The 19,544-nt window shown below is 33.1% G+C and carries 17 protein-coding genes; 5 read left to right on the top strand and 12 right to left on the bottom strand.

The features are described 5' to 3' along the window. The first annotated feature begins 26 nt into the window (after positions 1 to 26). Positions 27 to 761, top strand: coding sequence for a 23S rRNA (guanosine(2251)-2'-O)-methyltransferase RlmB (gene rlmB, locus ACEN92_RS11890; protein ID WP_495638579.1), 735 nt, complete (start codon positions 27 to 29; stop codon positions 759 to 761). Between the two features lie 199 nt (positions 762 to 960). Here the strand turns inward: rlmB and ACEN92_RS11895 are convergent, their stop codons facing one another. Next, positions 961 to 1,728 carry a rhomboid family intramembrane serine protease gene (locus ACEN92_RS11895; protein ID WP_495638580.1) on the bottom strand — a complete coding sequence of 256 codons (768 nt, stop codon included), beginning with the start codon at positions 1,726 to 1,728 and terminating at the stop codon, positions 961 to 963. 221 nt (positions 1,729 to 1,949) lie between these two features. On the opposite strand from ACEN92_RS11895, the gene ACEN92_RS11900 reads away from it, so the two are divergent. Continuing rightward, a complete protein-coding gene (locus ACEN92_RS11900; RefSeq protein ID WP_495638581.1) occupies positions 1,950 to 3,227 on the top strand; it encodes a replication-associated recombination protein A in 1,278 nt (425 codons plus the stop codon). 14 nt (positions 3,228 to 3,241) lie between these two features. Here ACEN92_RS11900 and ACEN92_RS11905 read toward each other — a convergent pair whose 3' ends face one another. From ACEN92_RS11905 to ACEN92_RS11920, 4 genes are read right to left on the bottom strand one after another with little or no spacing between them, the layout of a single operon-like run. Continuing rightward, positions 3,242 to 3,982: a hypothetical protein gene (locus ACEN92_RS11905; protein WP_495638582.1), complete on the bottom strand. Its 741-nt coding sequence runs from the start codon at positions 3,980 to 3,982 to the stop codon at positions 3,242 to 3,244. A 2-nt stretch (positions 3,983 to 3,984) separates the two neighbouring features. Further along, the gene (locus tag ACEN92_RS11910) at positions 3,985 to 4,671 is read right to left on the bottom strand and encodes a YjjG family noncanonical pyrimidine nucleotidase (RefSeq protein WP_495638583.1); all 687 of its coding nucleotides are present in this window, start codon (positions 4,669 to 4,671) and stop codon (positions 3,985 to 3,987) included. A gap of 3 nt (positions 4,672 to 4,674) precedes the next feature. Continuing rightward, the gene (radC, locus tag ACEN92_RS11915) at positions 4,675 to 5,364 is read right to left on the bottom strand and encodes a RadC family protein (RefSeq protein ID WP_495638584.1); all 690 of its coding nucleotides are present in this window, start codon (positions 5,362 to 5,364) and stop codon (positions 4,675 to 4,677) included. Positions 5,365 to 5,375: 11 nt separating this feature from the next. Continuing rightward, positions 5,376 to 5,837, bottom strand: a complete 462-nt coding sequence (locus ACEN92_RS11920) for a GNAT family N-acetyltransferase (protein ID WP_495638585.1) — start codon at positions 5,835 to 5,837, stop codon at positions 5,376 to 5,378. Between the two features lie 102 nt (positions 5,838 to 5,939). Between ACEN92_RS11920 and ACEN92_RS11925 the strand changes: the two genes are divergently transcribed. Beyond that, the gene (locus tag ACEN92_RS11925; RefSeq protein ID WP_495638586.1) at positions 5,940 to 6,575 is read left to right on the top strand and encodes a DUF1287 domain-containing protein; all 636 of its coding nucleotides are present in this window, start codon (positions 5,940 to 5,942) and stop codon (positions 6,573 to 6,575) included. Between the two features lie 80 nt (positions 6,576 to 6,655). On the opposite strand, the gene ACEN92_RS11930 is transcribed toward ACEN92_RS11925, so the two are convergent. Continuing rightward, positions 6,656 to 8,011 carry a UDP-N-acetylmuramate--L-alanine ligase gene (locus ACEN92_RS11930; RefSeq protein ID WP_495638587.1) on the bottom strand — a complete coding sequence of 452 codons (1,356 nt, stop codon included), beginning with the start codon at positions 8,009 to 8,011 and terminating at the stop codon, positions 6,656 to 6,658. Positions 8,012 to 8,080: 69 nt separating this feature from the next. Beyond that, positions 8,081 to 8,737, bottom strand: coding sequence for a tetratricopeptide repeat protein (locus ACEN92_RS11935; RefSeq protein WP_495638588.1), 657 nt, complete (start codon positions 8,735 to 8,737; stop codon positions 8,081 to 8,083). A gap of 228 nt (positions 8,738 to 8,965) precedes the next feature. Here ACEN92_RS11935 and ACEN92_RS11940 point away from each other — a divergent pair, with 228 nt between their 5' ends. Continuing rightward, the gene (locus tag ACEN92_RS11940) at positions 8,966 to 11,731 is read left to right on the top strand and encodes an alpha-2-macroglobulin family protein (protein WP_495638589.1); all 2,766 of its coding nucleotides are present in this window, start codon (positions 8,966 to 8,968) and stop codon (positions 11,729 to 11,731) included. 176 nt (positions 11,732 to 11,907) lie between these two features. Here ACEN92_RS11940 and ACEN92_RS11945 read toward each other — a convergent pair whose 3' ends face one another. The 5 genes from ACEN92_RS11945 to hpt form a co-directional block, all read right to left on the bottom strand. Continuing rightward, complete coding sequence (locus ACEN92_RS11945) at positions 11,908 to 14,052, bottom strand: S46 family peptidase (protein WP_495638590.1); 2,145 nt, start codon at positions 14,050 to 14,052, stop codon at positions 11,908 to 11,910. Between the two features lie 174 nt (positions 14,053 to 14,226). Next, the gene (gene obgE, locus ACEN92_RS11950; protein WP_495638591.1) at positions 14,227 to 15,228 is read right to left on the bottom strand and encodes a GTPase ObgE; all 1,002 of its coding nucleotides are present in this window, start codon (positions 15,226 to 15,228) and stop codon (positions 14,227 to 14,229) included. Between the two features lie 70 nt (positions 15,229 to 15,298). Beyond that, positions 15,299 to 16,573 carry a hemolysin family protein gene (locus ACEN92_RS11955; RefSeq protein WP_495638592.1) on the bottom strand — a complete coding sequence of 425 codons (1,275 nt, stop codon included), beginning with the start codon at positions 16,571 to 16,573 and terminating at the stop codon, positions 15,299 to 15,301. A 201-nt stretch (positions 16,574 to 16,774) separates the two neighbouring features. Further along, positions 16,775 to 17,347 (bottom strand): adenylate kinase, encoded by a 573-nt coding sequence (locus tag ACEN92_RS11960; RefSeq protein WP_495638593.1) that lies wholly within the window; start codon positions 17,345 to 17,347, stop codon positions 16,775 to 16,777. Between the two features lie 74 nt (positions 17,348 to 17,421). After that, positions 17,422 to 17,952: a hypoxanthine phosphoribosyltransferase gene (hpt, locus tag ACEN92_RS11965; RefSeq protein ID WP_495638594.1), complete on the bottom strand. Its 531-nt coding sequence runs from the start codon at positions 17,950 to 17,952 to the stop codon at positions 17,422 to 17,424. Positions 17,953 to 18,135: 183 nt separating this feature from the next. Here hpt and ACEN92_RS11970 point away from each other — a divergent pair, with 183 nt between their 5' ends. Beyond that, the gene (locus ACEN92_RS11970; RefSeq protein WP_495638595.1) at positions 18,136 to 19,410 is read left to right on the top strand and encodes a PQQ-dependent sugar dehydrogenase; all 1,275 of its coding nucleotides are present in this window, start codon (positions 18,136 to 18,138) and stop codon (positions 19,408 to 19,410) included. The last annotated feature ends 134 nt before the right edge of the window (positions 19,411 to 19,544 follow it).

Here is a 19,544-nt window from a genome sequence, read left to right on the forward strand (position 1 = left end):
AAAAACATTATACCTATATTTGCACCATGGAAAAAGAACATCAAATATTTGGAATCAGAGCCATTATAGAAGCGATTCAGGCAGGAAAAGAAGTAGACAAAGTATTTATACAAAAAGAAATTTCCGGAGAATTAATGAAGGATTTAATGAAGGTGATGAAACGCGCCAACATAAACTTCTCGTATGTTCCTGTAGAAAAGTTAAATCGTCTGACTCCAAATAATCATCAGGGTGCCGTAGCAACCATTTCACCAATTGGTTTTATTGATTTAGAACATTTAGTCGAATCAACTATTGAATCCGGAGCAAAACCATTGTTCTTAATATTAGATCAGATTTCTGATGCCAGAAATTTTGGTGCGATCATCAGAACTGCAGAATGTACAGGTGTAAACGGAATTATTGTTCAAAAAGCGGGTTCTGCTCCTGTAAATGGAGATACTGTTAAAACATCCGCCGGAGCCGTTTTTAATGTGCCTATTTGTAAAGTTGAACATATTAAAGATGCCATATTTTATCTTCAGGGTTCAGGAATCAAAACTGTTGCTGCAACCGAAAAAACTGAACAAAATATTTATGATCTTTCATTAAACGAGCCTGTAGCAATTATAATGGGTTCTGAAGATCGTGGAATAAACCCTTCGGTTCTTAAAATTGTAGATGAAAAAGCAAAACTTCCAATGTTTGGAACAATTGGATCGTTGAATGTTTCTGTTGCTTGTGGTGCTTTTTTATATGAAGCAGTCCGTCAGAGAACTTAATTACAATACGTTTTAAATTGACAATGAAATAATTTATCATATAAAGCAAATTCTTTTTATTTGCCTTCAATTGATAAAAAATATTTTACTGGTTTTCATGACAATGCTAAATAGTTTTTGTCATGAAATAACAGTATGTAAATCTTCTTCTATTTCTAAGATTATAAATCATAAACATAATTCTAAATAACAAAATCGACTATAAAATTTCGTCGTTTTTGTCAGTTTTACGAATGGTATAATTAACATGGAGATCAGAATTAAAATAAGTAGAAAGATTTTCTATTTCTTCATCTTCCACTTCCGTATTAACAAAATTACCTGTTTCATCAAAGTGTTTCATAAAAACATCATCTTGCGGATTAAAATCCGGTTTTTGCCAATCATAAACAATTGGTTTAGCATAATCAGGCGTTTTATAAAAAAGAGTTAGTACAAAACCGGCAATAAAACCAGCCAAATGTCCTTCCCACGAAATCGTATTGTCAATTTCCGGAAAAACATACCAAATCATTCCGCCATAAAGTAATACAACAGAAAAGGAAAGCGCTACTAATCGATAATAACCTGTTTGGATTCCTTTAAAAAAGATGAAACTTACTAAAACATAAATCAATCCACTGGCTCCGATATGATAATTTTCACGGCCAATAACCCAAGTAATTAAACCCGAAAATATAATTCCATAACCTATAACCGCAATAGACTGCTTTGAATAAAAAAATTGCAGAGCAGCTAACAATACTAAAAGCGGAATAGAGTTATTATACAAATGACTCAGATTCTCATGTATAAAAGGACTAAAAATAATTCCTTGTAAACCTGAAAAATCACGAGGGTATATTCCGTTTTGGTAAAAATCAAAATCAAAACGAATTTGAAACCAATATACAATCCAAAGAAAAAGGACAAAAAATACGGGAAGTCCAATAACAGCATTTGAGAATTTAAAATGATCGTCGTTCATAAGCTATAAGAATCTGTTCGTTAAATAAATATCAAAAAACTATCCAAATATAATTTACTGATAATTTGTCAGCTAACGCAAAATATTCTTAGATACGGATTTAGCCCTGATGGGAGCGGCATCCTTTTCCGGCTTCTTTTGCCGGGAAAAGATACAGCGGACAGCAGGTAAATAGCTCCTGAAAATTATAAAATTAAAATTGAAAATGGTAATTTTACAAAATGGAAGCACCTTTAGCAGAGCGTATTCGCCCACAAAAACTAGAAGACTACATTAGTCAAAGTCATTTGGTTGGACCAAATGGCTCTTTGACGCAACAAATTTCAAAAGGAATTATTCCGTCATTAATATTTTGGGGTCCACCGGGAACAGGAAAAACAACCTTAGCACAAATTATTGCCCAGGAATCAAAACGTCCATTTTATATTCTGAGTGCAATAAATTCAGGTGTAAAAGACATTCGTGATGTAATCGAAAAAGCAAAACAAAGCGGTGGTTTATTTACCACTAAAAACCCTATTTTGTTTATTGATGAGATTCACCGATTTAGCAAATCACAACAAGATTCTCTTTTGGCAGCAGTCGAAAAAGGCTGGATCACTCTTATTGGTGCTACGACTGAAAATCCAAGTTTTGAAGTCATTCCCGCATTATTATCACGTTGTCAAGTTTATATCTTGAATGCTTTTACAAAAGCCGATTTAGAAGCTTTATTGCAGCGCGCAATAAAAACAGATACAGAGTTAGCTTCAAAAAACATCGTTTTAAAAGAGACCGAAGCTTTGCTAAGGCTTTCGGGAGGTGATGGCCGAAAATTATTGAATATATTCGAGCTTGTCGTTAATGCTTCAGCAGATGAAGAAGTTATTATTACAAACGATCGTGTTTTTGAACTGGTACAACAAAACACTGTTTTGTATGACAAAAGTGGTGAACAACATTACGATATTGTTTCAGCTTTTATCAAATCGATTCGTGGAAGTGACCCTAACGGAGCCGTATATTGGCTAGCCCGAATGATTGAAGGCGGTGAAGATGTAAAATTCATCGCAAGAAGAATGCTGATTTTATCAAGCGAAGACATTGGAAATGCGAATCCTACTGCATTTATTATGGCCAACAATACATTTCAGGCTGTTGCAACAATTGGCTATCCCGAAAGCCGCATTATATTAAGTCAATGTGCCATTTATTTAGCAACATCTCCTAAAAGCAATGCTTCATATATGGCGATTGGAAATGCCCAGCAATTGGTAAAACAAACGGGCGATTTACCGGTCCCTATTCATTTACGAAATGCTCCGACCAAACTTATGAAAGAATTAGGTTATGGGGACGAATATAAGTATTCGCATGATTATGCCAATAATTTTGCTGAACAGGAATTTTTACCAGAGGCGATAAAAGAAACGGTTCTTTATAATCCGGGAAACAATTCCCGAGAGAACAGTAACCGCGAATTTTTAAAGAACCGCTGGAAAGATAAATATGGTTATTAAACTATATTTTATATTTAGAATTTAACTGACACTTTTTCAGATATCAATTTATCATTTTGGTAATATTCAAAAAACCACTGATTGTCTTTTGCATTTAAAGATCCCTGAATACCATCTTTTATTGCAATGAAAGAATCAGGTCGCGAAGTTTTAAGCAATTTCATAATCACTTTTGGGGTTTTATCAATTAATTGATATCCGTTTTCTGTTGGTTGCGCATACAGTAAATTCGGATCAGAAACATCAGCTACAGGGGCAGCAACTACAGTTGTAGTTACCACCGGAGTTGTTGCAACTGCTGTTGACATTTTTGAAGAAGTAACATTTGTTTTCCCATTGTATTTATACTTCAGCTTATTTATGGATACAAATGCGAAATCTAAGGATTCTCTGTAAGCAGTTTCATATTCTTTATCTTTACTTTTTCCTACTTCGGAAGTATAAACCACTTTACCAAAGCAGTCTTTAAATTCAACAAAAAGCTTTGTGATTAAAAAACCATTATCTTTTTTTACATCAGCATATAAAAGTTCACATCTATCCAGATATTCCGCCGGAAGCTGTTCATTTTCATAAAAAGCCTGAAAACCGGCTTTTATCAAATTTGATTTGGTCATTGTTGATAATCTATACGGATTTATACCTTTTGCAAAATCAAATTTTATAGGTACAATAACAGCTTTATAATCGTTAACCGACTGTGAAAAACCAAGAGCAGAAATAAAAAGTGTTATCAAAAAAAGCTTAATTTTCATAATTATAAATATTTTTTAAGTTCTAATAAATGATTTATTTGTTTAATATTTTCAGGGGCCTCAATTTTTTTATCATTAAAAAAAATAGCATCCAAGCCAGCATTTAATGCTCCGTTAACATCTGCATCCAAACAATCGCCAATCATTAGGCAATTTTTTTTTGGTGCCTGAGCCAAACGAGCAGCATAATCAAAGATAATACTATTTGGTTTTTTTACGCCAGCCAGTTCAGAATTTGTTATAGTATTAAAATATCCTGAAAGTGCCGCATTATTTATTTTTTTATTCTGCACATTTGCAAAACCATTCGTAATAATATGTAATTTATATTTTGGTTTTAAATACTCCAAAACTTCAATTGCCCCATCAAAAAGATGATTATTATCTGTTAGAAATTCTATATAATCATTTGCAATCTGATTAATATCATCATCTGAAATAACTATATTAAGAGCATCAAAAGAAAACCTGAGCCTGTTATAACGTAATTCCAAATGGGTAATTTTATCGTTTTGATATAATTTCCAGCAAGCCTGGTTTATAGGAACATATTTTTCAATAAAATCATTACAATTGATCCCGGAAAATCTATCCTTAAAAATGCGATTAAATGCCATTTCTGAATTTTTATCAAAATCCCAAAGTGTATGATCTAAATCAAAAAAAACATCTGTAATATTGGTATTCATAATTTAAAAAATTCCTTTATCTACAAAACTATAATATTTTGTTTCAGTAATAATCAAATGATCTAAAACTTTAACATCTAAACTATCTCCTGCCAGCTTTAATTTTTTTGTAATCTGTTTATCAGCCTCACTGGGCGCTAAATTTCCTGACGGATGATTATGACACAAAATCAAGCTTGTAGCACCTATTTCGAGTGCTAATTTAAAAACCAAACGAACATCGACAATAGTCCCTGAAATCCCGCCTTTACTTAATTGAGACTTTAAAATTACTTTATTTGAATTATTCAGAAAAAGCACCCAAAATTCCTCATGAGGAAGCTCACCAATAATAGGCTGCATGATTTCGAAAACTAATTTACTTGAAGTGATTTTTACCAATTCAACAGTGTCTTCGGCTCTTCGACGGCGGCCTAATTCAAGGGCAGCAATAATTGCAATAGCTTTCGCCTCCCCTATTCCTTTAAAATTCATCAATTGCGAGATCGACATTTTTCCTAGGGAATTTAGGCTATCTGCACCTGCCAAAATACGTTTACTTAAATCAACTGCAGATTCATTTCTGCTTCCGGAACTGATTAAAATTGCAATCAACTCAGCATCACTTAAAGCACTTTTGCCTTTGAGCATCAATTTCTCGCGTGGCCTGTCATCATCAGACCAGTTTCTGATAGGGAAATGTGTTGGTTCCATTGTCATAAAATTTAAATAATAGATTTACTCATACAGACACTATTCAACAAACCGACATAAGGCTCATAATTTTCTACAATTTTAAAACCTGCTTTTTGATATAAATTAATAGCTTCAGTTTGTTTGTATAAAGTTTCTAATATCAAAACTTCGAAACCTTGATTTTTTGCCTCTAATTCTAATTCCTTAATCACTAGCTGAGCCAGGCCTAAACCTCTTGCTTCGGGTAAAACAAACATACGTTTCAGCTCAACAGATTCTTTATTATATTTTTTGAAACAACCGCAGGCAACAGGTTTTTCATCTAAATAAACAATCAATACATTTTCATTAAACTCAATTAAATTATTACCCCAATAATCCTTTTTCAGCTCTGGATAGCGATCCCATAAATAAGCATCAAAAGTTTCTGTTAAAAATATAAAATCAGAGTTTTCACTGGTTGTTTTCTCAACTTTAATCTTTGCATTCATATAAAAATATCTTGTTTGGCTAAACTACATAAAAAAGAAGAAATTTCAGTCAAATTAAATTTAAATCCTATCTTAAATATGTTTAATTTTAAACAAAAAACGATGAAACGTATTTGTATCCTGTTAATGGTAGTGTTGTTTTATTCATGCAGTCAAAAAGGAAAAAATAAAACTTTATCATTCGCCCCTACACAAACAGTCAATACGTTTGAGGAAAAATTATCTAATGCTGCAATATCTATAATTAATCCTTCAATCGATTATGATCCTGCCTATTTTTCTATAAAATATCCAAATGGTGATATTCCGGAAAATAAGGGAGTTTGTACCGATGTAATTATTCGCTCCTATAGAAAATTAAATATTGATTTACAAAAAGAAGTACACGAAGATATGGCCGCTAATTTTTCTGAGTATCCAAATTTAAAAAAATGGGGAATGACAAAAACTGATACAAATATCAACCATCGAAGAGTTCCTAATTTAGAAGTTTTCTTTGAAAGAAGAGGAACAAAATTACCTGTTTCTGAAGATGTAAAAGATTATAAAACAGGAGAAATTGTAACCTGGATGATTAACGGGAAGTTGCCTCATATTGGAATTATCACCAATAAAAAATCAGAAGATGGTAAACGAAATCTTATTGTCCATAATGTTGGCGGCGGACAAGTTTTGGAAGATTGTTTGTTTGAATATAAAATTGTGGGGCATTATAGCTATACAAATTCCAAAACATAAATTCCAGATTCCAAAAACAAAAAAAATGCCAACCACAATAGTGATTGGCACATTATCTAATTTTCTAATTGACAAATTATCTAATTAATCAAACCCTTTACCTCATCAAAATTCAAACCTCCATAATTACCTGAACTCATCAAAAGCAATGCAGAGTTATCAAGATTTAACTTGAATAAATACTCTTTAAATTCTGCTGGGTTCGTATAAATAATCAAATCTTTTCTATTGAATGAACTTGCAATTTGTTCATAAGTAACTTCTTCCAATTGTTTAATTTTTACTGCATCCGGCGAATAGAAAACAACGGCAACATCTGCATATTCAAGAGCACCTTCATATTCTTTTAAAAATTCGGCATTTAAGCTGCTGTAAGTATGCAATTCCAAACATGCTACCAAAGTTCTGTTCGGATATTGCTCTTTTACAGCTTTGGTTGTTGCGGCTACTTTACTTGGAGAATGTGCAAAATCTTTATAAGCTACTTTTCCTTTACCTTCTGCAATTTTTTCTAATCTTTTCGAAGCTCCTTTAAAACTTGCAATTGCTTCATAAAAATCGGCTTCGTCCACACCCATGTTTTGGCAGATCCATTTGGCTCCGGCTAAATTATTCAGGTTATGTGCTCCAAAAACCTCGATTGGCATATCTCCTTCCGGTGTTTTTAATAAAGTAACACCATCACTAACGGTATATTCAGGTGTATGATATGCCAATTTACGAATCGGGTTTGTAGCAGCTTCAGAAACACGCTTCACTTCAGGATCATTTTCGTTATAAACCAAAATTCCGCCATTCGTAATTTTAGCAATAAAAATTTCAAACTGCTCAACATAATTCTCATACGTTGGAAACACATTAATGTGATCCCAGGCAATTCCTGAAATTAACGCTATATTAGGTTGATATAAGTGAAATTTTGGGCGTCTATCTATCGGAGAAGATAAATACTCGTCTCCTTCAAGAACCATAAAATCATTTTCCTCAGTAAGATGTACCATAGTATCAAAACCTTCCAATTGTGCGCCAACCATATAATCAACTTCGATATTATGATAATGCATTACATGCAGAATCATCGAAGTAATAGTTGTTTTTCCATGAGAACCACCAATAACAACACGGGTTTTATTTTTAGATTGCTCATACAAAAATTCCGGATATGAATAGATTTTTAATCCTAACTCCTGTGCTTTTAATAATTCCGGATTATCTGCTTTTGCATGCATTCCTAAAATTACGGCTTCAAGATCTGCAGTTATTTTTTCAGGAAACCAACCTAATTCAGCAGGTAAAATTCCTTTTTTTTCTAATCTCGATTTTGATGGTTCAAAGATTGCGTCGTCACTTCCTGTAACCTGATATCCTTTGTTATGTAATGCTAATGCTAAATTGTGCATAGCGCTTCCGCCGATGGCGATGAAATGTGTTTTCATTTAAAATTCCAATTTTTAAGTTCCAAATTCCGTTATTTCTCAGAATTTAGATTATTTGAGATTTGATTATTATGAGTCAAATTTTCTTTTTAATTCCTGTGCTTTTTTAGCATCTTTTAATTTGTTCAAATATAAATTATATAATTTTTGAAACGTAGTTTTTGATTTACCAATTTCATTCGCTTTTATATAATATTTTTCAGCTGCGGAGTATCTTTTAAAATATTCTTCAATTTTACCTCTTGACAGATATCCATCAACAGCCGATAACTGCAATAATTCATTTGAATATAAAATTGCCTTAGATTCGCTGCCGCCAAAAATCCCCGGTAAATTCAAATAATATTCCACTAATCCCCAACGGGCCTGAATATGCTTTGGATTTAGTTTGATTGCTTTTTCGAATGATTCTTTTACTTCATCTGCCATTCCCAAAGCTTTAAATTTATTTACTTCTGAAGCCCGCATTCCTAAAGCGCCCCCGTATTTAAAGAAATAATTTGCCTCAGTGGGCTTTAATTCCTTAAGTTTTTTATAATATTCTACTGCGTCTTTCCAGTTTTTATTATGAGAAGCAATATCTCCTAAATACTCTATTGATTTCACATCTGAAGGTTTGGATTTTAAAACCTCTTTAAAAGCAGTTTGTGCTTCATCAAACTTTTTTGCATGAAATAATTTTTCTCCTTTTTCGAAATTCGATTGTGACCATATTAAAATTGGCATAAGTAAAAATAGAAACAGGAGCTTTTTCATATCTCAAAAATAAGGAAATATTAAAGCGAACATTTGATTTTGAAGACAAATTACTAATTTGTACGAAAATTATTTTAATACTTCCCCAACCTTTTCTTCAAAATCGCCATCTATATATTAAAACTTTGCTATGAAAAATACATTACTTGCTTTCCTCTTACTTTCTTCATCTCTGTTTGGGCAACAAACTGATAAAAAATGGGACAAAGTTATAGCCCTGAAAATGAAGGTAAAATAAAATCTGCAAGTAAAATCGTTGATCAAATTTACAAGAAAGCCGTTTCAAAAAGAGATGAAGTACAAATGATAAAATGTTTTTTTTATCAATCAAAATATCTTCAGGTACTTGAGGAAAATGCAAAAAGCAAAATTGTAATTAATCTCAAGACTGATATTAATCGTGTTTCAATTCCATCCAAAGCAATTTTGAATTTAATTTATGCAAAATACCTAAAAGATTATTCGAATTATGATGAAGCATATGCAAATGTTGATAGTACTGCTGTTGCAGTTGATGATGCAGCTGCGGTAGTTGATAGTGCTGCAGTATTGATTGACAAGGCAGCTGCTACAATTGACACAGCGCTTGCAGTTATTGATACTGCCAATGTTGAATTTTCAGCTATTGATTCTGTAGCTGTTCCTAAATCAGATTATATACCACTGGAGATTACATCTGAAAATGATGTAGTACTTGCTTTTGAAAAAACATTAGAAAATGAAGAAATTCTAAAAACGACTCCATTACTTAATTATAAAGCTATTTTTGATTTTTCATTCTTAGAAAAGTTCAAAAAAGAAACTTTATATGATTATTTGCTGAAAGAAAACATTGCTTTTTATACCGAAAAAATACAATCTTGGAAAATTCAAGACAATGATTTCATTGATCATAAAGATAAACTCTTAGGCAATTCTGAATTATTTTTAAAACTCAATCTTAGTTTTGTTTCAGAAGAAAATGCTAAAAAAGTTTTATCTCAAAAACTGGAAGTAAGTAATCCATCATTTCAGAATCAATTTGAACGTGCAAAATTTTGCTATAGTCATTTGCTAAAATCTGATGAAACTTTCAAAATTTTTTTAGACAGATTAGAAAAAGAAATTCTGGATAAATATCTTATTCAAAATATAAAACTGCAAAAAGCAAATATCTTAATCGAAAAAGCTTCCAAGGAATTATATCCAAACAATAATATTGAAGCCCTTTCAATAATTGATGAGATTATAAAAATAAATGATCAGTCAAATGCATCAAAACTTGCTTCTTTTAAAAAGCAAGAAATTCTTTCAAAATTTCTATCTATCCAACTTCAAAAAAACAGTTATCAAAATGAAAACACCAGAGCCTACATTCGCTATAAAAATGTAAATCAATTAACGGTTTCTTTTTATAAAATTGATTTGTCTAAAAGCGTCAAATTCCACCAATTATCTGAACCTGGAAAAGACAGTTTAGTAAATTCAATTATTCATAAACAAAATAAAGTTAGTTCTGAAAATTATAATCTGATTAATAAGAACAATTATTATGCATGTTCTACAGAAGTACTATTACCAAAACTGCAAACAGGAAATTATTTGGTTTATTTTGAAAGTGATTCAGATCTAAAAGAACAAAAAGCACATGGCCATGAAATCATTACCATTTCGAATATTTCAGTACTTGTGTCAAAAAAGGATCAAACAGAAACTTATCAGGTTTTTGATCGAAAAACGGGAAAACCTCTCGAAAATGTTACCATAGAATTTGCAGATAAAATTTCTAAAACAGATTCAAACGGACAAGCATCTTTCCTAATTAAAAATGACGATTACTATTACAGACCAATTAAATTTTCTCATACGAATGACACTATTATTCTTCATAAAAATTATATCCCATATACTCAGAACTACAAAACCCCTGACAATGAAAAACTAAATGCAAAAGTTGAATTTTACTTAGATCGCGCCATTTACAGGCCAGGTCAGATTGTATATTTTAAAGGAATTGCATTTCAAAAAAATAAAAATAAAACATGTGTTATAACGAATACTTTATATAAAATTATTGTATCTGATGTAAACTATCAAAACATAAAAGAATTTGAAGTAAAAACAAATGAATATGGTTCTTTTTCTGGTGAATTTATTCTGCCTAAAACCGAATTGACTGGTAATTATCATATAAAAGCACATAGGCCAGATAACATCTCGGCAAACGAAATAGCATTTTGGAATAATACCGATTTTGAAAACTCTGCACATTATTTTACCGTCGAAGAATACAAGCGCCCAAAATTCGAAGTGACTTTTGAACCTAAAAAAGAAAGTTTTCAGATTAATAAGTACGTTAAAATAAAAGGAAATGCTAAGGCTTTTGCAGGAAGTAATATTTCTGATGCAAGTGTAAAATATACAGTAACAAGATATACGACTTATTTTAGAAATTATTATGGCCGTGAGAAAAATGAAGTTTTAGCTACAGGAGAAACAAAAACGGATGCTTCAGGAAAATTTACTATTGATTTCACAGCACTACCATCAAAAAACAATTCAAAAGAACAATTACCTATTTTTAATTATGAAATTGAAGCCACAATTACAGATATTAAGGAATTAGAAAAAATCACTTCTAAAAATAAATTAAAAACAGGAGATTTAGTTACTGTCAGATTAATTATTTCATCCAAAGAAGATATGGAATTTGTGCACTTAAAAGATATGAGAGCTTCTTGTTTTGAGCCTGTAAATTTACTTTCGGAATATCAATATAAGGATGGTTTAGGATATTACATGAGTACGAAAGACGCTGCAACACATTTCTTTTTTGACAAAATTGACAAAGGAACTTATGCATTGGAATATGATATTCGGGTAAATAACAGCGGTGAATTTTCAAACGGAATTACCACAATTGAGAGTATGTATGCTCCGGAATTTTCAAGTCATACTAAAGGAATTCGGATAAAAGTTAATTGATACTTTTAATCTAAAAAAAACATCCTCTTTTGTCAGGCTGAACGGAGTCGAAGGCCTTTTGAATCTTAGAGCCTTCGACTCCGTTCAGCCTGACAATCTTTTATATACAAATATAATATAAACCAAAAAACCCGACAATCTTAATTGTCGGGTTTACTTTTATGATAAAAATCAAATTATTTTACAATTGTCATTTCATCAATAATATTTTTAGCTCCGGCGTATTTGTCAATAATCCAAAGTACATAACGAATATCTACATTGATTGTTCTTTGTAATTTCGGATCAAAAATAACGTCTCCGGCCATCGCTTCGATATTTCCATCAAAGGCAACCCCGATTAATTCTCCTTTTCCATTGAGAACCGGTGAACCGGAATTTCCTCCTGTAATATCATTATCTGTTAGGAAATTAATTGGCATATATCCTGCTTTATCAGCATACTGACCGTAATCTTTTGCTTTGTTTAATTCTAATAAACGTGCTGGCAAATCAAATTCCTGATCTCCGGCTTTATACTTTTTCACCATACTTTCCATGGTTGTGTAGTTGTTTATTTTTGCATCATTGCGTGGGTCTGCAGGCAAAGCGCGAACTTTTCCATAAGTCAGTCTCAAAGTTGAGTTTGCATCAGGATATTTTATTGTGTTTAATTTTGATTCTCTCAAACCTTCAACCAATTTACGGTAAGCAGTTGCAAAACCATCATCAGCTTTTGCCTGATCATCGGTTTTAGCACGATATTTAGTAAGCAAATCATTCGAAATAATATACAAAGGATCAAGCGGAAGTGCAGCCGGCCTTGGATTTGCTATATACTCTAAAACTTTTTCTTTAGATGTAAAAAAACTGGTTTCAGTTGCTTTTGCTATATCAGCAGTAAAATCACCATTATTGACTGATTTCATTTTAGCAATTTGTGGAGCTAAACCATATTCAGCCGCTTTAGAAGCATACAAATTCAATTGTGCTGTTAATACGTCTTTTTCCAATGGAGCATAAAATTCACCATAAATACTTTCAACCATCGCATTGATTTTAGGCAACATTTCGGCTTTTTTTGCATCATTTTCCTTAGAGTACGCAATTAATGCGTTTCCTAAATTTGCCGGACCTGTTGCGTAAGCTGAAGTTCGTAAAAGCTGCATTAAGTAATTATCATGACGCGCTCTTAAATTCGTTTCTCTGTAATAATCATTAATAGTCGGAATTACATTTTCATACTTTTCTTTATTAGCCGGTTTACTTGCCCATTCGTAGAATTTATCTTCCTGTGCCGTTTTAACATCAACTGTCCCTGCTTTTGTCAATGCATCAATCATACCCTGACGGTTTTTCCAGTAATTTGCTGTAGAAGCATACTTAGACGCATATTGCAAACGAACTGTTGCGTCTTTGTCCATGTACTTTTTCATTTGGTCCATTCCGGTTTTTGCACCTTCAACCCAAGCAGGATAAGCAAATTTTATGTTTTGCTCGATTCCGCCAGCCGGCATCCAACGGTTTGTTCTTCCCGGATAACCTAAAATCATTGCAAAATCATTTTCTTTAACTCCTTTAATGCTTACAGGCAAATAATGTTTTGGCTTTAAAGGAACATTATCTTTAGAATAAGCTGCAGGATTTCCGTCTTTGTCCGCGTAAACTCTAAACATAGAGAAATCCCCGGTTTGACGAGGCCATTCCCAGTTGTCAGTATCTCCACCAAATTTACCAACGCTTTCCGGTGGTGTACCTACTAAACGAACGTCTGTATAATCCTGGTATACGAAATAATAGTACTCATTTCCCTGAAAGAAAGGACGAACTGAAACCGTATATTTTCCGCCTTCGTTATTTTCTTTTTCGATCAAAGCAATTTCCTGCTGAATGATTTTGTTTCTTTCTGTCTCTGTCATTGTATCATTTACTTTTGACAAAATTCTTTTGGAAACATCATCCATACGAACGAAAAAACGAACGTATAAAGATTTTGGTTTCATCTCAGCACTTTTTTCTTTTGCCCAAAAACCATCTTTCAAATAGTTCTGTTCAGCAGATGAAAGCTCAGCGATTGCATTATAGCCACAATGATGATTTGTTAGAACCAAACCTTCTTTAGAAACAATTTCAGCCGTACAGCCTCCGTTAAATTGTACAATAGCATCTTTTAAACTATGGTGATTAATACTGTAAATTTCTTCGGCCGTTAATTGCAAACCCATTTTTTGCATATCTCTATGGTTCAGTCTTTCGATAAACATCAAGAACCACATTCCTTCGTCAGCTCTTACGGGAAATGCCATCAGGCACATCGTAAAAAATAAGATTATTTTTTTCATATAATAATTGAATTAGTTTTGCGAAGATAATTCATTTTCATAATTATATCACCACATTAACCCTTAAAATTAAACATATAGCTTAATTTTTAATCATTTTTTACGAATTCAATATTTACAAAAACAAAAAGGTGTTCTGAAAACAGAACACCTTTTTAAAAAAAATTATTATTTTTAATCATTTAGCATTTTCCATAGCTTATCTTTTAAATCTGTCAGACCTTGTTGTGCTACGGAAGAAATAAACATATAAGGAATATCTTTAAAAGCAACATCTAATTCAACTTTTAATTCGGCTTTGAGTTCATCGTCCAGCATATCACATTTTGAGATAACTAAAAGACGTTCCTTATCCAGCATTTCAGGATTGTATTTTGTCAATTCGTTAACCAAAATATCATATTCTCCTTTAATGTCCGGCGTGTCAACGGGAACTAAAAATAATAAGGTTGAATTACGCTCAATGTGGCGAAGGAAATAATGTCCTAAACCTTTTCCTTCTGCGGCACCTTCAATAATTCCTGGAATATCCGCAATTACGAAAGATTGATAATCCCTGTATGCAACAATTCCTAAGTTTGGTTTTAAAGTTGTAAAAGGATAATCGGCAATTTTTGGCTTTGCAGAAGTTAATACAGACAATAAAGTTGATTTTCCTGCATTAGGAAAACCTACCAGACCAACATCTGCCAAAACTTTAAGTTCCAGAATAACATCCATTTCTACTCCGGGCAAACCTGGCTGTGCATATCTTGGTGTTTGATTGGTTGAACTTCTAAAATGCCAGTTTCCTAAACCACCTTTTCCTCCTTTTGAAAGGATTCTTTTTTCACCGTCTTCTGTAATTTCGAATAAGGTTTCTCCGGTTTCTTTATCTTTTACGACAGTTCCTAAAGGTACTTCGATAAATTTATCATCTCCGTCTGCACCTGTACTACGGTCACCTCCACCGTCTCCGCCATGTCCGGCTTTTACGTGACGGGCAAATTTTAAGTGAAACAATGTCCAAAGACTTTTATTTCCAACTAAATATACGTGTCCACCGCGACCACCATCACCTCCGTCCGGGCCTCCTTTTTCAATAAATTTCTCTCTATGTAAATGTGTAGATCCTTTTCCTCCCTTTCCGGAAGAAACATATATCTTAACATAATCTACAAAATTTCCTTCTGTCATTTTCTTTAATTTCAGAATTTAGATTTTAGATTTCAGATTGCTCCAAATCATATCCTAACTTCTATTGTTTTTACTCTTTTAGTGCTTTTATCAACACTTTATCAATCTTTACACCATCCATATCGATGACCTCCAACACAAATTTCTGCCAAATTAATTTCTCTCCTTCTTTTGGAATATGTGAAAGCTCGGTCATAATCATTCCGCTTACGGTGTTTACTTCGTAATCGTTTGTTAATTCATCTAACTCAAAATAGGTTAGAAAATCATGTAACGAATAATGTCCGTCTACCAGCCATGAACCGTCTTCTCTTTCGACAAGCTGAAATTCATCCTTATAAAAATCAGAGGCATCTCCCACTAAAGCTTCCAGAATATCATTTAAGGTTATAATTCCCTGAAAAACACCATATTCATCTGAAACCAAAGCATAGTGAACGCCTGTTCTTTTAAAATTTTCCAATGCTTTGTAAGCTGTGGTCTGTTCCATTAAATAAGGAGGATCTGTCATTATTGCCGATAAATCGAAATGGTCGCTTTCGATGTTGGCGAATATGTTTTTAAGCGTTACGATTCCGACAATGTCATCGTAGTTGTCATTGTAAACCGGATAAACAGTATGCAAATCCATCAAAACCAATTCTTTAATTTTTGATTTATCCGCATCCAAAGGCAGCATATCTACCGATTTTCGGTGAGTCATTAATGAATTTACTTTTCGATCACCAATATGGAAAACGCGTTCTACGATATCCTGTTCGATTTCCTGAACTTCTCCTCCTTCGGTTCCTTCTTTTATGATCGCTTTAATCTCTTCTTCGGTAACTTTACCATCTGCTGAGGGTTTTATCTGCAAAACATTCAATAAAAACTCTGTTGAAGTTGTCAATAACCAAATAAACGGTGCTGTGACTATTGAAACAATTTTCATTGGCAGTGCAACTGCTTTTGCTATCGCTTCAGGATAGTTCAGACCGATTCGCTTTGGCAATAATTCTCCCAAAACTAAAGAGAAAAATGTTAGAATGACAACCACAATCCCAACTGCCACCGAATGTGCATAAGGTTTTAAAATGGCAAACCCACCAACAAAAACTTCAACATCCATCGTGATTTTATCACCACTGTAAATACCTGTTAAAATTCCGATTAAGGTAATTCCGATTTGTACTGTTGATAAAAACTTGTTAGGAGAATTGGCTAAATCGAGCGCAATTCTGGCGCTTTTATTCCCTTTTTTTGCAGCTGTTTCCAATCTGGTTTTTCTGGCCGAAATCAGTGCGATTTCAGACATAGAGAAAACTCCGTTTAATAGTATTAGAAAAAATATTATTAGTATTTCCAATTTGTAGTTAATTCGTTATTGAATAGTCGTTAATATGTAATTTGTAACCTAAATGTTTATAGCCCTGATGGAAGAGAAAAGCCCGGAGCTAAAAAAACTAATTTTTCCTGCCAGAAAACAGCGACCGGCGGAAGCTCGTTTTATGGTGTGGAAAAATAGTTTTTTTAGCGAGGACTTGAAACGTACAGCTGGAAAAAGCTTCTACAAATTATCTATAACTGACGTTAATCGCTCTGTAATTTGTTCGACGGTGCCTATACCATCTACAGCATAAAACTTATTTTGATTTTTATAATATCCAATAAGCGGCGCTGTTTTTTCATTATATTCCTGATATCTTACACGAATTTTTTCTTCATCCTGATCATCAACTCTTCCACTTGTTTTTCCTCTTTCCAACAAACGTTTTATCAGGATTTCATCATCAGCCTCTAATGCAATTGTCGCTGTAACGCTTGAACCAATTGTTGGTAAAAATTTATCTAAAGCTTCTGCCTGCTCTAAAGTTCTTGGATAACCGTCGAATAAAAATCCTGCAGTATCCGGGTGTTTTTTTACTTCTTCAATCAACATTCCAGTTGTTACTTCGCAAGGCACCAACTCTCCATTATCCATAAAAACCCTTGCTTTTTTTCCTAAATCTGTATCATTTTTTAAATTAAAACGAAATATATCTCCAGTTGAAAGATGTGTTAATTTGTACTTTTCTTTTAAAAATTCTGCCTGAGTTCCTTTTCCTGCTCCCGGTTTTCCAAATAAAACAATGTTAATCATAATGCGAGTTGTTGTGTTGTTACTTCTTGATTATAAAGAAGTTTAAAGTGAATATATAGTTATGTGTGTTTTAATTATTCTGCTAATTTATATACTTCAGATAAATTTCTTCCTAAGCCATCGTAATCTAAACCGTAACCAACGATGAATTTATTTGGAATTCTGATTCCGACATAATCAATCTTAATATCTTTTTTATAGGCTTCAGGCTTAAAGAATAAAGTTGCAATTTTGAAATGCTTTACGTTTTGTGCCTTAAACATTGCTTTTAATTCTTCGATTGTGTTGCCGGTATCGATAATATCCTCAATAATAATCACGCTTCTGCCTGACAAATCCTGATTGATTCCAATTAATTCTTTAACGGTATTGGTAGATTCTGTTCCTTCATAAGAAGCCATTTTGATAAATGAAACCTCACATGGGCTTTTATATTTTTTCAAAAAATCGGCAACAACCATAAAAGCACCATTCAAAACACCAATAAAAATTGGAGTATCATCTCTAAAATCATCTTCTACTTGTGCAACTATTTTCGTTAAAGCAAAATCAATTTCTTTTGCTGAAATAAACGGAACAAATTGTTTATCGTGAAGTTGTATCATTATTTTTATGTTTAAAATAATGCGCAAAGATACAGAATTACAACCAAATGCAGGCATCAAAATATATCGTGAGTTATTTTTTTTCAGAATGTTAAATATCACTTAATATTTACAAAATTTCACTTTGAAATATTTTTTATTTTATTAAATTGTTGTTAGTTAAACCATTAACCCAAAACCACAATGAAAACAGTGACACAAATATTTTCAATATTGCTATTAACTTTAATGACAGCTTGTAACGGACAAGTCAAAAAAGAAGAAAAAGAGACTTTGGCAAAACAGCCCGGCAATATCGTAAAAACTGCTATTGGAGAAATTACCTTGCCTCCGCCGTACGCAACCGAATCTAAAACAAACAACAGCCGTGTGCTAAAATGGCCAGACGGTAAAACTCCAAAAGCTCCTGAAGGTTTTACGGTAACAAAATTTGCTGATGGTTTAGAAAATCCGCGTTGGACTTATATCGCTCCAAATAATGATATTTTTGTGGTTGAAAGCGGCACCAGAGCCAGTAAAAATCAAATTACTGTTTTTCGTGATGCGGATAAGGATGGGAAATTTGAGACCCGTAATGTTTTTATTTCAAACCTCAACCGCCCTTTTGGAATGCTTGTCCTGAAAGACTTTTTCTACATTGCAAATACAGACGGGCTTTACCGTTATCCTTATAAAAACAATCCTTTGAAACTGGAAACGCAAGGCACAAAAATCCTTGAACTTCCTGCCGGCGGCTACAACAATCACTGGACAAGAAATATAATTACAAATACTGACGGATCAAAAATCTATGTTTCTGTCGGATCCGGAAGCAATGTTGCAGAACACGGAATAGATAAGGAAATAAGACGCGCCGCTATTCTTGAAATTAATCCGGACGGAACAGGTGAAAAAATTTACGCATCAGGACTTAGAAATCCTGTTGGAATGGATTGGAATCCTGTTAATGGTGAACTTTGGACTGCCGTTAATGAGCGCGATGAATTGGGCGATGACCTGGTTCCTGATTATGTTACTAGCGTTAAAAAAGATGGTTTTTATGGCTGGCCTTATTCCTATTTTGGAAATATTTTGGACCCGAGAATGAAAGGCGAACGCAAAGATTTAGCTGCAAAAGCAATTGTTCCGGATGTTCCTGTTGGTCCTCATACTGCCTCTTTGGGTTTGGCTTTTTATGATAAAGACGCGTTTCCTAAAAAGTATAAAAACGGAATTTTTGTAGGTCAGCATGGTTCCTGGAACCGGGCAAAAATATCAGGTTACAAAGTTGTTTTTATTCCGTTTGCCAATGGAAAACCTTCCGGAAAACCCGAAGATTTTTTAACCGGATTTATTGCAGATGAAGCAAAAGCTGAAGTTTACGGCCGCCCTGTTGCTGTTACCGTTATGAATAATGGGTCACTTTTGGTTAATGACGACAGCGGAAATACGATTTGGAAAGTGACAGCAAACAAGTAAATTCAAAATTCCTAACTTTGCAATTATTCGAACACATAGAAACATAGATTTTTGTATTAAAAAGGTAATTTTAAAAAAACATGTTTTCACACATAGCTATGTATATTGCAGCAAGTGAAACGCCTTTATGCATA

It is taken from the genome of Flavobacterium sp. Flavsp81, from assembly GCF_059491325.1.

Bases quoted from the DNA above. Each gene is read 5' to 3' on its own strand.
- ACEN92_RS11895 (WP_495638580.1), bottom strand. From the start codon at position 1,728: ATGAACGACGATCATTTTAAATTCTCAAATGCTGTTATTGGACTTCCC.
- ACEN92_RS11970 (WP_495638595.1), top strand. From the start codon at position 18,136: ATGAAAACAGTGACACAAATATTTTCAATATTGCTATTAACTTTAATG.
- ACEN92_RS11960 (WP_495638593.1), bottom strand. From the start codon at position 17,347: ATGATTAACATTGTTTTATTTGGAAAACCGGGAGCAGGAAAAGGAACT.
- obgE (WP_495638591.1), bottom strand. From the start codon at position 15,228: ATGACAGAAGGAAATTTTGTAGATTATGTTAAGATATATGTTTCTTCC.
- ACEN92_RS11925 (WP_495638586.1), top strand. From the start codon at position 5,940: ATGAAACGTATTTGTATCCTGTTAATGGTAGTGTTGTTTTATTCATGC.
- ACEN92_RS11945 (WP_495638590.1), bottom strand. From the start codon at position 14,052: ATGAAAAAAATAATCTTATTTTTTACGATGTGCCTGATGGCATTTCCC.
- radC (WP_495638584.1), bottom strand. From the start codon at position 5,364: ATGGAACCAACACATTTCCCTATCAGAAACTGGTCTGATGATGACAGG.
- ACEN92_RS11930 (WP_495638587.1), bottom strand. From the start codon at position 8,011: ATGAAAACACATTTCATCGCCATCGGCGGAAGCGCTATGCACAATTTA.
- ACEN92_RS11910 (WP_495638583.1), bottom strand. From the start codon at position 4,671: ATGAATACCAATATTACAGATGTTTTTTTTGATTTAGATCATACACTT.
- ACEN92_RS11905 (WP_495638582.1), bottom strand. From the start codon at position 3,982: ATGAAAATTAAGCTTTTTTTGATAACACTTTTTATTTCTGCTCTTGGT.
- ACEN92_RS11900 (WP_495638581.1), top strand. From the start codon at position 1,950: ATGGAAGCACCTTTAGCAGAGCGTATTCGCCCACAAAAACTAGAAGAC.
- hpt (WP_495638594.1), bottom strand. From the start codon at position 17,952: ATGATACAACTTCACGATAAACAATTTGTTCCGTTTATTTCAGCAAAA.
- ACEN92_RS11935 (WP_495638588.1), bottom strand. From the start codon at position 8,737: ATGCCAATTTTAATATGGTCACAATCGAATTTCGAAAAAGGAGAAAAA.
- rlmB (WP_495638579.1), top strand. From the start codon at position 27: ATGGAAAAAGAACATCAAATATTTGGAATCAGAGCCATTATAGAAGCG.
- ACEN92_RS11920 (WP_495638585.1), bottom strand. From the start codon at position 5,837: ATGAATGCAAAGATTAAAGTTGAGAAAACAACCAGTGAAAACTCTGAT.
- ACEN92_RS11940 (WP_495638589.1), top strand. From the start codon at position 8,966: ATGGGACAAAGTTATAGCCCTGAAAATGAAGGTAAAATAAAATCTGCA.